Annotated in this window: 10 protein-coding genes; all 10 read right to left on the bottom strand. The window is 66.4% G+C overall.

Annotated elements, in window-relative coordinates; all coding sequences use genetic code 11:
- Window positions 1-108 precede the first annotated feature (108 nt).
- Window positions 109-2370, bottom strand: a complete 2262-nt coding sequence (locus ACCQ01_RS21970) for a DUF4175 domain-containing protein (protein WP_228433673.1) — start codon at window positions 2368-2370, stop codon at window positions 109-111.
- Entirely contained in the window at window positions 2367-3542 is a 1176-nt protein-coding gene (locus ACCQ01_RS21965; protein ID WP_228433675.1) for a BatA domain-containing protein, read from the bottom strand. Before ACCQ01_RS21965 ends, ACCQ01_RS21970 begins: the two co-directional genes overlap by 4 nt.
- 148 nt (window positions 3543-3690) lie before the next feature.
- Window positions 3691-4587 carry a DUF58 domain-containing protein gene (locus tag ACCQ01_RS21960; RefSeq protein ID WP_228433677.1) on the bottom strand — a complete coding sequence of 299 codons (897 nt, stop codon included), beginning with the start codon at window positions 4585-4587 and terminating at the stop codon, window positions 3691-3693.
- A gap of 13 nt (window positions 4588-4600) precedes the next feature.
- Complete coding sequence (locus tag ACCQ01_RS21955; protein WP_042595516.1) at window positions 4601-5593, bottom strand: AAA family ATPase; 993 nt, start codon at window positions 5591-5593, stop codon at window positions 4601-4603.
- A gap of 296 nt (window positions 5594-5889) precedes the next feature.
- Complete coding sequence (locus ACCQ01_RS21950; protein ID WP_228427099.1) at window positions 5890-6711, bottom strand: DUF4159 domain-containing protein; 822 nt, start codon at window positions 6709-6711, stop codon at window positions 5890-5892.
- Entirely contained in the window at window positions 6708-8042 is a 1335-nt protein-coding gene (locus tag ACCQ01_RS21945; RefSeq protein WP_014506027.1) for a TldD/PmbA family protein, read from the bottom strand. The genes ACCQ01_RS21950 and ACCQ01_RS21945 overlap by 4 nt, the downstream gene beginning before the upstream one ends.
- Window positions 8043-8056: 14 nt before the next feature.
- Window positions 8057-9691, bottom strand: coding sequence for a TldD/PmbA family protein (locus ACCQ01_RS21940; RefSeq protein WP_228433679.1), 1635 nt, complete (start codon window positions 9689-9691; stop codon window positions 8057-8059).
- Window positions 9692-10538: 847 nt separating this feature from the next.
- A complete protein-coding gene (locus tag ACCQ01_RS21935) occupies window positions 10539-12167 on the bottom strand; it encodes a TldD/PmbA family protein (protein ID WP_228433680.1) in 1629 nt (542 codons plus the stop codon).
- A gap of 361 nt (window positions 12168-12528) precedes the next feature.
- Entirely contained in the window at window positions 12529-12915 is a 387-nt protein-coding gene (locus ACCQ01_RS21930; RefSeq protein WP_228420154.1) for a hypothetical protein, read from the bottom strand.
- Between the two features lie 201 nt (window positions 12916-13116).
- Window positions 13117-13614: a hypothetical protein gene (locus tag ACCQ01_RS21925; RefSeq protein WP_228433682.1), complete on the bottom strand. Its 498-nt coding sequence runs from the start codon at window positions 13612-13614 to the stop codon at window positions 13117-13119.
- Between the last annotated feature and the right edge of the window lie 273 nt (window positions 13615-13887).

Genomic DNA, 13887 nt, shown 5'->3' with positions numbered 1-13887 from the left:
GCGGACGTGGCGAGCGGTGCAACGCGCGCGGCGGAAGGCTGCCGTGTGCTCGGCAGAACCAGGACCTGCGGGAACGGGATGCGGCAAGCATCGGCGGCACGGCAGCGGTCATGGCTGTGGCGCTTCGCGCAGGGCATCCAGGTACCGCTGGCCGCGCGCGTCCGCGGCCGGGCGGCGGTGCACCGGGGCTGGCGGGGCGGTGACGGTGCGCCACACCAGGGCGCGCAGCTGCGCCCGGCACGTGCGACAGGCCGGTTCACTGCGCAGGGTCTCCACCGCGGCGGCCAGGCTGAGCGGGTCGGGCAGCTGGTCCTGTGCGGTCTGCAGCCAGCGCGCGTAACGGTCGAGCAGCGCGTCGGGCACCGCGCCGTCTTCGTCCAAGGCGCTCCACAGTGCCAACGCGGTGGGGTCCGTTGGCGGGCGGGTGTCGAGCGCGGCGGGGCGGTCGCCCAGGCCATCGCGCTTGCCGGTCATGCGCCGGCTCGGGTCGATCGGCGGCAACTCCGGCCCCACCCGCGCCAGGTAGATGCGCTCGGCCTGCTGCACCTGCTTGATGAAACCCAATGCCTTGTTGGCGTACGGCAATGCGCGCTCGGGGTGGCCCTGGCGCAGCTCGCCTTCGGATTGCCACATCTGGTCCAGCGCGGCGCGCAGCAGGGCGCGGGTCTGTGGGTCGAGCAAGGTGGCTGCTTCGGCGTGGTCGTGGGTGTGGCCGAACTCGGTCAGCACGTCCTGTTCCTGACCAAACCCGCCGCGCGCCGGCTGCGCGTCGTCGTGGTCATGATCGTGTGGGTCCAGCGCGGCTGCGCCGGGTGGATGGTCGTGAGCGTCGTGAGCCTCAGCGGTGGCCTTGGCTGTGTGCTCGGCATGTACGTGCTCGGCGGGCGGTGCCGGTGCATCGGCGGTGGGCATGTCGGCCGTGGGCAGGTCGTCGGCTGGCGCGTCGCTGGTGGGCGGCTCGTCGGCAGTGGGTGGCCCCTTGGGCGCGCCTTCGCTCTCTTCGCCCAGGAACTGGCCATAGCGCAGCCGCAGCAGGCGTTGGTCCACGCCGATGGCGTCCGAGCGCTTGAGGTAGGTGGCCGCATCCAGGCGCGGTTTGTCCTTCAGCAGCGCCTCGGCATCGATGATGATCTGGCGCTGGCTGCGGAAATACGCGGGCAAGGTCTGCTTGACGCTGGCCTCCAGCCCGGCGGCCTGGGTCTGCTGGGGCGGCGGCCAGCGCAGGATCACGCTGGCGCTGCGGCCTTCCTGCGGGGCGGGTTGGCGGGTGTCGCGCACCACCAGCTGGGCGATCAGGTCATCGCCGGCCGCCATGCCCAGTGCCTGCGGCTGCAGCGTGGCCACGAAGCTGCGCCGGGTGGCCGGGCCACTGCCGGTGAGCGGGCGGCGCTCGGTGCGGAAGGTGATGTTCTCGCCGCCGCCCTGGGCCAGGGTCAGGCGCAGTTCGGCGCCGGCGGCCACGGCGTAGTCGTCGCTGGCCTCGAAGCGCAGCGTCCAGGCACCGTTGGCCGGCGTCCACAGCACCAGGCTCTGTTCAGGCGCCAGCACGCGCACCTGCGGTGGGCGGTCGGGTACCACGTCGAGCCGGTGCAGATGGCGGTCGGCCGGCTGGCCGTCGATGAGGATGCGGTACAGCGTGGGGCGCTCGGCCAGCAGCTGGCCGTGCCAGTGGTCGCCGTCTGGCTGCCGGGTCAGCGGGAGCACGCGGCCATCGTTGAGACGCAGCGCCACGGTGCGCGGCGCCGGTTGCACCTGCAGCTGCCACTGCAGCCGGGTGCCGGCCGGGACGCGGCCATCCAGCTCCGGCAGCTCGGCCGGCGGCAACCCGGTGTAGGCCGGCGGCGTGCTGCGCAGCCGGGCCTGGCGCAGGGCGGGTTTGCCGGCTGCGGCGCGCGCGGTGGCGACTGGGTCGGTGGTGGGCGCGGCGGGCGCGCTGGGCTGTGGCCACACCAGCACCGCAACGCCGGCCAGCACGCCGAGCAGGGTCCACGGCCACCAATGCCAGGGCCAGGCCGGGCGCAGTTCGCGCGGGCGGGCGTGCAGGCGCTGCTCCAGGCGCTGGCGTTGCAAGGTCTGCAAGGGGCCCAGGGCGACGGGCGTGGCGAAGAGCAGGTCGCTGCTGTCGTCCAGGTCCGGCGCCTGGTTCAGGCGCCGGATCAGCCAGGCCTGGTCCAGCCGCCGCGCGGCTTGCCAGGCCGCCACGACCAGCGCGGCCAGGCTCGCCAGCAGCAGCCAAGCAGCTGTGCCCGCACCCAGCCGCCAGCTCAGCAGCGCCGGCAGCAGCGCCAATGGCAACCAGAACAGCAGCACCGCTGCCGCGCGCCGCCGCCGTGCCGCCTGCCAGGCGCGTTGCAGCGCGGGCGTGCTCATGCCGCGCTCCCGCGGCGCGGGCCGGTGGCCAGCCAGCGTTCGATACTCAACAGCAGCAGCACCAGGCCGATCAGCCACGGCGCCAGCGGCTGTGGGTCGATGCTCAGGCGGATGGCGGGGCCACGCAGGGGGCGCACGGCCTGCGCCACCGCGCGCTGCGGGGTGGGACGCGGTTGCAGGGCCTCCTGCAGGCGGGTGGGGAAGTCGGCGTCCAGCAGCGCCGGCAGCGGCTGCGGTTGCAGCGGTGCGGCCCAGCGCAGCACCTGGCCGCGCCCGAGCGCGGCGGCGTCCAGCACGCGGGCGCCCTGGGCATCACGCAACAGCGGCTGCAGCGGCGCGCTGAGCGAAGGCGGCAACGGGGTGTCGGCAGCGAGCAGCAGCTGGCCGCCGGCCGCAGCCCAGGCAATGACCGACGCCGGCGGCGCGCGCTGCGGCAACCACACCACCAGCGTGCCCGGTGCCCAGCGGCTAGGCACCGCCGTCTCCGGCGTGCTGACCGGCAACGCTCCGGGGGTGGCCCAGGCGGCATGCACCGCGCGCAGATAGCGCAGTGCAGGTGCGGCGGCATCATCGGCAATCACCTGCAGGCGCAGTGGTGCGGGGGGCGCGTCCGCGGGCACGGGCGAGCGTCCGGGTGCCACCTGCCACTCCACATGGCGACCCAACTGCAGGCGCTGCGCATCCAGCCGGCCCCACTGCGCCGGCACGATCACGCCAAGCGTGCTGGCGGCGGGCAGGCTGGCGTCGAGCTCGCGCAGCAGGCTGGTGGCCGTGGCCGTGCTGCCGGCCGGCACCGCAGGCGCGGGCGTCTGCGCATCGATCGGCGGGAAGCCGGGCGCCAGCCACACCCACTGCGTATCGGCTGCGCGCGCACGCACGGTGGCCAGATCCACGCCCGGGCTCACCGCAATGCGCGGGCGTGCATCGTCGTGGTCACGCAGCGCCGGCTCGGCCAGCAACACGGCCAGCGCCGCCAGCAACACCAGGCGCACCAGCAGCAGCGGCCATTCGTCGAAACGCACGTGGTGACGCGGGCGCGGCACGGCACGCAACCAACGCAGCGCAGCGAAGTCGGTGGTGCGGTGCTCGCTGCGCCGCGCCAGATGGATCAGCAACGGCAGCACCAGGGCGGCGAGGGCGGCCAGGCCGGCGGGAAAGAGCAACAGCATCATCGCGCCGCTGCCGTGGGTGCGGATGGATGCGGCGATACCTGCATGCGCGCCGATGGCGTGCGGACGTCATGCATGTCATGCGCACCGGCAGCGTTGACGCATGCCGCACCACGCCGCCGCATTGCACTGGCGAGAACGCAGCCGTGCCTCATCGCCGCGCCTCGCGCGCGAACAGCTGCCGCAGGGCCATGTCCGGCGGCGCATCCAGGTAATGCACGGCGTGTGCAATGCCGGCGGCGTGCCAGCGCGCCTGCCGCGCGCGCTGCGCCTGATCGAAGCGCAGCAGGTAGTCCGCGCGCATGGCCGCGCCATCGCCCAGCAGTTCCTCGCCGGTTTCGGGGTCGCGGAAGCGGTGCCCGCCGTCGAAGGGGAAGTCGCGTTCGTCGCAGGTCAGCACCTGCAGCTGCAGCACGTCGCGGCGTGCGGCGGCGAGTTTTTCCAGTGCCTCCAGCAAGGCATCGTCGAAGCCATCGCCGATCGACAGCACCAGCGCATGCGCAGCGATGCGTTCCCACAGCGGGCGCAGCGCGTCCATGCCCGGCCAGGCGCCGCCCGCCCGCAGCCCGTGCAAGGCCAGCCACAGCCGGTCGCGTTGACGCGGCCCGCCGCCGGCCGGCACCGCCACCAGCCCACCGCCATGCACCGCAAACAGGCCGACCTGGTCGCCCTGGCGCAGCGCCACCTCGGCTGCGCACGCGGCCAGTGTGGCCATCGCCTGCAGGCGCGTACTGCCCGGGCGCGCCTGATCGGCCTGGCCGGCGGAGGCGGTGGCGTCGAGCAACAGCCAGAGCGTGAGCGGGCTCTCGCGCTCGGCTTCGCGCACAAAGAACCGGTCCGAGCGTGCGTAGAGTTTCCAGTCGATCTGGCGCAGCGCATCGCCGGGTTCGTAGGCACGGTACTGGGCAAATTCCAGCCCGGCCCCACGGCTGCGGCTGGCGTGCTGGCCGATGCCCTGCTGGCCCTGCGCGTTGCGGGCGTGCAACTGCAGGCCACGCAGGCGGCTGCGCAGCGCGGCGGGAATCAGGGCCGGCACGTCGATACTCACCCGTGTGGATGCCTTACGCGGGGTACGGCACGGCGCGCAGCAGCGCAGCGATGACATCGTCGGCGCTGCGCTGTTCGGCCTCGGCGGCGAACGACAGCAGCAGGCGGTGGCGCATCACCGGCGCGGCCAGTGCGGTAACGTCCTCGCGCGTGGCCGCCAGGCGGCCGTGCAGCAACGCACGCGCCTTGGACGCGAGCACCAGCGACTGCCCAGCACGCGGGCCGGCGCCCCACTTGATCCACTGGCGCACCTCCTCGCTGGCCTGCGGACCAGGCCGGCTTGCGCGCACCAGGCGGTTGATCCAGGTCAGCAGATCCGCGCCCACGTGCACCTCGCGGACATGCTGCTGCAGCGCCTGCACGCTGGCCGCATCCATCACCTTGGGCACCTGTGCGCTGGCAGTGCCGGTGGTCTGGGTGAGGATGTCGCGCTCTTCCTGCTCGCTGGGGTAATCCACGCGCACATGCAGCAGAAAACGGTCCAGCTGCGCTTCCGGCAGTGGATAGGTGCCGGCCTGTTCGATCGGATTCTGCGTGGCCAGCACGAAGAATGGCGCCGGCAATGCATAGGTGGTGCCGGCGTAGCTGACGGTGCGCTCGCTCATCGCTTCCAGCAGCGCGGCCTGGGTCTTGGGCGGGGTGCGATTGAGTTCGTCGGCCAGCAGCAGGTTGGTGAAGATGGGACCTTGCTGGAAGCGGAAATGCCGGTGCCCGGTGCCGTGATCTTCTTCCAGCAGCTCGGTGCCCAGGATGTCGCTGGGCATCAGGTCCGGAGTGAACTGCACGCGCCGGAACTGCAGCTCTAGCGCCTGGCCTAGCGAGCGCACCAGCAGCGTCTTGCCCAACCCGGGCGCGCCTTCGAGCAGGCAGTGGCCGCCGGCCAGCAGGCCGATCAGCAGTTGTTCGACCACCGCCTGCTGGCCCACCACCGCCTGCGCCAACGCTGCACGCAGCGCGCCGAGTTTGGAGAGCTGTGCGGTGAGGAGGTCGTCATTGGGGGAGCTCATGCGGGAAGTCTCGTCGTGGGCGGTGTGCGTAGCGTGGTGCGTGTGGTGCATGTCGTTGCAAGGGCAAGGGTGCGACGCATGTGGATGTGACGATGCAGGAGCGTGCTTGGGCGCGATGGGTGACCGGTAACGCCGCATCGCGCCCAAGCGCTCCTACGGGGATGGTGGCTGGTCATCGCCTTTATCACGCTATGCATCTCCAACTCGGTTCTGCAATGTCCTCTCTGACTTGGTAGGAGCGCACTTGTGCGCGATGCCTTACCGATACACCCCAAACGCGCGCCCACCTGGTTCTATCAATTGGTCAATGCATACATGACGATGTTCACCGCAAACTTGGTGTTGTCTTCAGCTAGGAAGCGCTTGTTGCGCCAGTCGTAATCCCATTCGCAGCCATAGTCCTTGTTGCTGTAGAGCACCCCGAGCCGGCCGTCGATGGCGATGCCCTTGAGGTAGTCGTGCACCAGGTCGTCGCCCCAGCCATTGAGCTCGAAGCTCGTGGCCGGCGGGCCGTCCGGAAATTTGAAGAACGCGTTGTACAGCCGGTGGTTCTTTGGCAGTTTCTGCAGCGCACTCTTGCCGAAGATCGAAGCCATCTGCGCTTCGAACGAGGTGGCGAACAGGCCATCGATGTCGTGATTGCAGTCGTCCACAAACACGAACCCGCCATTGCGCACGTAGCGTTCGAAATTGCGCCGCTCGGCCGGATTGAACTCCACCAGCTTGTGCCCGGCCAGGTAACAGAACGGCGCCTGCAACATGCGCGGATCGGACAAGGCGATCACATGTTCCTGCGGGTCCACACGCAGCTGCGTGTAATCGATCAGCGAGGTGATCAGGTTGGACGGCATGCGCGCATCCACATCCCAGTCACCGGAGTCGTAGCGCAAACGTGTAAACCAGAAATCGTAGTTGCCCGCCGCGCGCGCGCGCAACGGCAGCGCCAAGGTGGCGACGCTACCGAGCAGCAGGCTGAGGACGTGGCGCCGCGAGATGGGAGCCGGGAGACCGTGAAGGGGAGCCGCAGGCGCGCGCGCCTGCAAGGTATCCGTCTGCAAAGAGCGGCTTCTGCTCTTCGATTCCCGAAGCCCCACTTCCGATTCCCGGCTCCGACTCACACCGCATCCGACAACGAGGTAAACGTGAAATCACGCAGCCGCATCGGCGGAATCATCATCACGTAGCTGGACTCGTCACCGGCCACGCGCACCGGCTTGCCCAGCTCGTCGATGTTGTTGAGCATGATGATCGGCGATTCGTTGAAACGGAAATTCTTCACCGGGTATTTGATCTGCCCGTTCTCGATGTAGAACGTGCCATCGCGGGTCAAGCCGGTGAGCAGCACCGTCTGCGGGTCGACCATGCGGATGTACCAGGTGCGCGTGACCAGGATGCCCTTCTCGGTGCCGCGCACCAGCTCGGCAATGTTCTTCTCGCCACCGGCCATCAACAGGTTGCCCGGCTCGCCGATCGCACGCTTGCCGTTTTTCTGCGCCCAGAAGCGCGAATACTGCAGGTTGGCGATCTTGCCGTTTTCCACGATCGGCATCTTCTCGCGCGGCAGGCCTTCCTCATCCCACGGCATGACCGCTGCACGCGGATCCCACGGATCGGCGGTGATGTTCACGCGCGGGTCGTAGACCTGCTCGCCGAGCTTGTTGCCGCCACCCTTCTTGGACAGGAAGCTGCGGCCTTCATCGGCCATACGCGCATCGAAGTAGCGCATCATGAACGAGATCAGGCCAGCGGCCGCGGCGGGCTCGAGAATCACCGTGTATTTGCCCGGTTCCAGCGCCTTGGCCTCGGCCGAATCGCTGGCCTTGCGCATCGCAATGCGCACGTCCTGCTCGGCCTTGAAATCGGCGGCGTCTTTCAGGTTGCGCCCCACCCAGCCCGAGCCGCGGCCATCTTCGGTGCGCACGGTGCAGGTGTAGTCGAAGCGGGCGCCGCGCTGGTAACCGAAGTTGCCCTTGCTGTTGGCGAACGCGGTGAAGCTCTGGCCATCTTCCAGAAAGCCGGCGGCGATCAGGCCCTTGCCTTTGCACGGCGCGATCGAATCGGCCGCCACCTGCGCACGGAACGCCGGGTCGATGGCTGCGGTGGATTCGCTGAAGGTGGGGCTGGCGGTGTAGGTCTGCTTGTCGACGGCCGGCATGAATTCCGGATTCTCCGGTGCCAGCCGCGCCAGGTCTTCGGCGCGGCGTACCACGCGTTCCAGCGAGGCATCGTCGAACTCGTTGATGGTGGCCACGCCCACGCGCTTGCCGAACGCCACCTGCACCTGCAGGTCGGTGTTGTCGACGATGCCGCTGGTGGACACGTTATTGAGCGCAAAACGGATGTTGCCGTCGATCGAGCCGGTGAGCTGTGCGGTGCACTCATCGGCCTTGGACAGTTTGATGACCTTGTCCAGGATGGCCTTGGCCTGCGCTTCGGTAAGGATGCTCATTTAGTTTTCTCCTGTCAGCCGAGCGAGCGGGCGGTGTTGATGACGTTGATGCCGTCGAAACGGGCGGTGGACGAACCATGCGAGACCGCCGACGATTGGCTCGGCTGGCCCTTGCCGTCGAAGAACGAACCGCCCAGGCGGTAGTCGCGCTGGTCGGCCACGGCGCTGCAGGCATTCCAGAATTCCGGGGTGCGGATCTGGTAGGCCACGTCCTCGAGCATGCGGGTGATGGCGCCGTTCTTGATTTCGTAGAACAGCTGGCCGCCGAACTGCGCGTTGTAGCGCTGCTGGTCGATGGAGAACGAGCCGTCGCCGATGATGTAGATGCCGTTTTCCACGTTCTTGATCAAATCGCTGACGCTCAGTGGCGTCTTGCCGGCCGCCAGCGAGACATTGGCCATGCGCTGGAACTGCACGCTCGACCACGAGTCGGCATAGCAGCAACCATCGGAGGCGGTCTTGCCGAGAATATGCGCCTGGTCGCGGATGGCCTGGTAGTCCACCAGCTTGCCGTCGCGGATCAGATCCCACTGCTTGGTCTTGACGCCTTCATCGTCGTAACCCACCGCGCCCAGGCTGCCGGGCTGGGTCTTGTCGGCCAGGATATGCACCTTGTCGCTGCCGTACTGGAAGCCGGCCTTGAGCTTGTCGAGCGTGGCGAAACTGGTGCCGGCGAAGTTGGCCTCGTAGCCGAGCACACGGTCCAGCTCCAGCGGGTGGCCCACCGACTCGTGGATGGTGAGCCAGGTGTGCGAGGGATCCAGCACCAGGTCGTATTTGCCCGGCTTCACCGACGGCGCCTTGAGTTTTTCCTGCGCCTGCTTGGCCGCGGCGATGGCGTCTTCCTTCATGTCGTAAGACAAACCGTAATTCACCACGCCGTTGGGCGAAACGAACTTGCCCGAGGCCGCACCATCCAGATACTCGTAGCCCAGCCCCATCGGTGCGGACAGCCCATCGCGGGTGCGGAACTTGCCGCTGGCCTTGTCGATGGCGGTCACGCTCATCGGTGCCCAGATGCGGTGCACGTCCTGGTCGATGTAGGAGCCATCGGTGCTGGCGAAATACTTCTGTTCGTTGACCACGAACAGCATCGAATTGACGAAGTTGGCACCGGCGGCAGTGGCCGCGGCATTGACGTTGAGCAGCAAGTCCACCTTGTCCTTGATCGGCACTTCCATCGCGTTCTTCTTGATCGGCGTTTTCCAGCTCACTTCGCCCACGCCGGGTGTGGGAGCGAGCTGGACCGGTGTGCCCTGCACCTTGGCATTGGCCTTGGCAATTGCAGTTGCCTGTTGCGCGGCCTTGGCCACGCCTTGCTCGGTGAGATCGTTGGTGGCCGCAAAGCCCCACGCGCCCGCCACGATCACGCGGATGCCGGCACCGATGGACTCGGTGTTGACCACGTTCTGCACCTTGTCTTCGCGGGTGATCACGAACTGGCGCAGATACCGGCCGATGCGCACATCGCAATAGCTCGCACCACCCTGACGCGCCGCGGTGAGGCCGGCATCGGCCAGGCGCTTCTTGCGGCCCACATCGAAGGGTGTCAACAACTGCTCGGCGGCAATGGCCTTGCCGAAGTAGGCGGGCACGATCAGCCCACCCATGGTCAGCCCGGTCAGGGCCAGGAAATCACGTCGCTGCACGGGCAACTCCCCACTAGTCCCGCGCGGTGCGCGGGTATCCATTTGACGCGCGGATCGCTGCCCACGCGTGTCGACCCCGATTCTTGCTGGACGGTGAATCCCGCGTCAAATGACTTTCGGCAGGGGTGTAGCGGCAATCGCTGTGCTCGCGTGAGTCGAGCGGCACACGCTGACTGCATGCAACTGTGGCGAGCGGGGCTGGTTGCGTGCGCTTGATGCGTCATCGTGTCGGCACGCGATGGGATCGCTGAAAGGCGTGCATTCTCTTATTGGCGGTCGTGCAATGCGCGACGCGCACGCCCTCGTGCGCAGTGCCTGCTGCATATAGCTCAAAGAGGCTAAAGATGAAGAGATCGTCTGCCGCGTGGCTGCAGGGCCCTTGCCCGCCCACCCTCGCAGGACACGCCGCAAGTACGTCACTGTAGGCTCTTACGCGGCATCCATGCCGCGTAAGGTCCCGCGACGGTGGGCGGGCAAGGACCAGTGGAGAGTGTCGGTTTGCGTGGTGCAAGCAGTGCACGACGTGCGTTGTTCGGATAACGGCGCGTCCGATCAGTGACGCAAGGCAAACCGAGTAACACGCAGGCTTTCAACAAAGCAACCGACTCACTTTCTGGTGCGGTGTCCTCGCCGATTGCGGGACCGTGTGGCGGCATGGATGCCGCCACCGAGCTTACATGGACGTACTTGCGGCGTGTCCCGCGAGCGGCGAGGGCACCGCGCACTCGACTAACCAAGCTTTTGATCGCACCTAAACGACGCAACGACCTGCTGAGATTGTGGGTGTGTCTACTTGCAACCAGGACAGCTCTAACAAAGTGACCTACAAACCGTTTGTTGGCAGCTCTCAGCCCAACGAACGCGCGGTATTGATTACGTTGATGCCATCGAAGCGCGCCGTGGATGACCCATGCGAGACCGCCGAGACCTGGCTGGGTTGGCCCTTGCCATCAAAGAACGAGCCTCCCAAACGGAAGTCACGTTCGTCGCAGACCGCGCTGCAGGCGTTCCAGAATTCCGGCGTGCGGATCTGATACGCGCCGTCTTCGACCAACCGCGTGACCTGGCCGTTCTCGATCTCGTAGAACAACTGCCCGCCGAATTGCGCGTTGTAGCGCTGCTGGTCGATCGAGTACGAACCGCGGCCATGGATGTACAGCCCGCGCTCGACGTTCTTGATCATGTCCGCCACCGCCAGTGGCGTCTTGCCCGGGGCCAGTGACACATTGGGCATGCGCTGGAACTGCACGTTCGACCATGAATCGGCGTAGCTGCAGCCGTCGGAGGCGGTCTTGCCGAGCAGGTGCGCCTGATCGCGCGTGCATTGGTAGTCGACCAGGATGCCATCCTTCACCAGGTCCCACTGTTTGGTCTTGACGCCTTCATCGTCGTATCCCACCGCGCCCAGGCTGCCGGGCTGGGTCTTGTCGGCGACGAAGGTCACCGCATCGCTGCCCCAGCGGTAACCGGCGTCGCGCTTGTCCAGCGTGGCGAAGCTGGTTCCGGCGTAATTGGCCTCGTAGCCCAACACGCGATCGAGCTCGAGCGGGTGGCCCACCGATTCGTGAATGGTGAGGAACAAATTGCTCGGGTCGATCACCAGATCGTACTTGCCCGCCTTCACCGACGGTGCGGTGAGCTTTTCGCGCGCCTGCTTGGCTGCAGCGATCGCATCTTCGCGTGCATCGTAGCTGCGCCCGTAGCCGATGAGCCCGCCAGGTAGGCGATGCTTCTCGCCTGCAGCGCCATCCAGGTATTCGTAGCCCATGCCCATCGGCGAGGACAATCCATCGCGGGTGCGGAACTTGCCGCTGGCCTTGTCCACCGCGGTCACCGTGAATGGCAACCACAGCCGGTGCACGTCCTGGTCGATATAGGAGCCATCGCTGCTGGCGAAGTATTTCTGTTCGTTGATGGCGAACATGCGTGAGGCGACGAACGTGGCGCCGGCATTCAGCGCAGCGGCGTTGACGTCCATCAACAGCGCCACCTTGTCTTGCAGTGGCACTTCCATCGCGTTCTTCTTGATCGGCGTCTTCCAGCTGACCTGCCCGGCCGGCGTTACTGGCGCCAGCTGCACCGGCGTGCCGCCCAGGCGGGCGTTGGCCTTGGCGATCGCCACCGCCTGCCGCGTGGCGGTGGCCACGCCATCGCTGGTGAGCGTATTGGTTGCTGCAAAACCCCACGCGCCATCGGCCAGCACGCGCACGCCCACGCCGCTGGATTCGGCATTGACCACGTTCTCCACCTGCGCTTCGCGGGTGATCACGAACTGGCGCAGATACCGGCCCACGCGCACATCGCAATAGCTGGCGCCCCCGCTCTTGGCGGTGGTGAGTGCGGTGTCGGCCAGGCGCCGATTGCGCGCTGCATCCACTGGGCTGAGCAACTGCTCGGCCGCGATCAGGCGCGTGTTCGGCAGCAGCAACCCGGCAGCGCCAATGCCGGACAAGGTGAGGAAGGTACGACGGTCCACAGCGGTTCTCCGTTGAAGGCGAGCGGCACGACTCCCCGCCGTGCCAGCCCCTGAGACTCGCCGGAGCGGGTCGTGCGGGTCAAGTGACCATCGGCATGCCGCTGCAAAGCGAGTTCATGCGTGTCTCCGGCGGGCTGATCGGCACTACCAATGCCGACATGTCGATCGCATTGGCGTAAGCATGCTTCAACCGCCACGAGATCCGTGGTCGAAGGCCAGCGCGTACTCCGCAGCGCAAGGCCGGCACTACTGATGCAGTGTTGCACGGAGTCAGGCTGTTCGAGCAGCTGCGCAACAGCGCACAGGTCAACACCATCCCGCACTGCAGGCGCGGCTGACCAATGCCGCAACGCCTACTGCCTCACGGGACCTGCGCGCGTAGCCTAAGGTCCAGCAAATAGCCCAGCACGCCGCCAATGGCGATCGGCAGCAATGCGTAGATCGGAATGAACACCAGCGCGACCGCCGACTGTGCATCCGCGCGCAGGTCCAGCGTGTTGTGCGCCCACGCCAGCGGGCCGAAGCCAAAGATGCAAGGCAGCAGCAGCGCCACCGGCCGGCGGTACGCGAAGCTGATCGCAAGCAGCGCACCCCATGCGATCGCATTGAACGCCCCAAAGAACAGCCACCCACCCAACGACGTCTCGGTGTACTGCCTAAGCCACGTCATGCCACCCGGCAACCGCGCCGCATACGGCAGCAGCACGCCGACCAGAACCATCAGAAAACGAGCAGTGCGCATGCGCATCGGTGGAGCTCGGTTGCCCTGCGGGACTGCAGGCTGCGCCATGCTTGTCGATGTCTTTGCATGCGTCAACGACAAGTCGCCAAGGACAAAAAGCAGTCGCTTCATTGCTGTCGGAATTGAAGTTCACTCGCTGCTGTGCCTTCCTCCGCATCGCTAGGAACGCCGGCGCCTGCTGGCGCATCGTAGCTAGGCAATAGAAGCCTACTGCCTGGTGCGTTGATAGACACAACTTGCTATGCCACCCCATAGCGCTAGGCACGCGATGAAGGTTGTTGCTTCTTGCCAAGTAGTGAAGGCCTTTGAGAATGAACTCATCAAGAGCAGGGCGATACTGATGGCCCCCGCCACCGCTGTCCCGATGAGACCCGCGCCGCGTGGGCTGGCATGTTTCAGATGAGGCAAAAAGTGTAAGGCCGGGAGGCCTAAGGTAATAAAGGTAGGAGCGCCGATAATAAAATAAAAAATCAGATAATAAATTAAAAATACAGATGCATCGCCAGCCTGTCGTGTGAAGAGAGTCAGGGCGAGGGTAATGATCAATCCACTAAATACCGACGCTGCCACACATAAAAAAGCGCTGCTGCGATGAATATCAGAATATTTTTCAGCCCGTTGAGTGCAGAAAAAAAGGTGGAGACTGCAGTCATGAGTTTTTGTGCATGCGGGCTGGCTGATGACTGGATCGAGGTCAGAATTCAACAAGATCTATGGTGATTCGGGCTGGGTTAGCTTGCAGCATTCGAGTTCAAGCCGTGGCCTAGACAGAAGCTGCGCTGGAGGTCCATGTTTTGGGATGCGCGGGAATGCCAGCGGGATGCCTTCCGGTGAATATCAGCCTTGAGCTTCCGCCAAGCAACAGTCTGCAGACGTGCCCACCCCGGCATGTCCTGGTGGGGTATCGTCCCTATGGCTTGCTCGGCAGTGGCCCTTCACATAGCGAAGGCAGAACGTCGCCGTTGATGGGCGTGCAAT

Source organism: Xanthomonas sp. NCPPB 4037 (assembly GCF_041475695.2).
Classification (GTDB): Bacteria; Pseudomonadota; Gammaproteobacteria; order Xanthomonadales; family Xanthomonadaceae; genus Xanthomonas; species Xanthomonas campestris.
This window is presented reverse-complemented; position numbering and strand designations above follow the sequence as displayed.

Bases quoted from the DNA above. Each gene is read 5' to 3' on its own strand.
- ACCQ01_RS21970 (WP_228433673.1), bottom strand. From the start codon at position 2,370: ATGAGCACGCCCGCGCTGCAACGCGCCTGGCAGGCGGCACGGCGGCGG.
- ACCQ01_RS21965 (WP_228433675.1), bottom strand. From the start codon at position 3,542: ATGATGCTGTTGCTCTTTCCCGCCGGCCTGGCCGCCCTCGCCGCCCTG.
- ACCQ01_RS21955 (WP_042595516.1), bottom strand. From the start codon at position 5,593: ATGAGCTCCCCCAATGACGACCTCCTCACCGCACAGCTCTCCAAACTC.
- ACCQ01_RS21945 (WP_014506027.1), bottom strand. From the start codon at position 8,042: ATGAGCATCCTTACCGAAGCGCAGGCCAAGGCCATCCTGGACAAGGTC.
- ACCQ01_RS21930 (WP_228420154.1), bottom strand. From the start codon at position 12,915: ATGCGCATGCGCACTGCTCGTTTTCTGATGGTTCTGGTCGGCGTGCTG.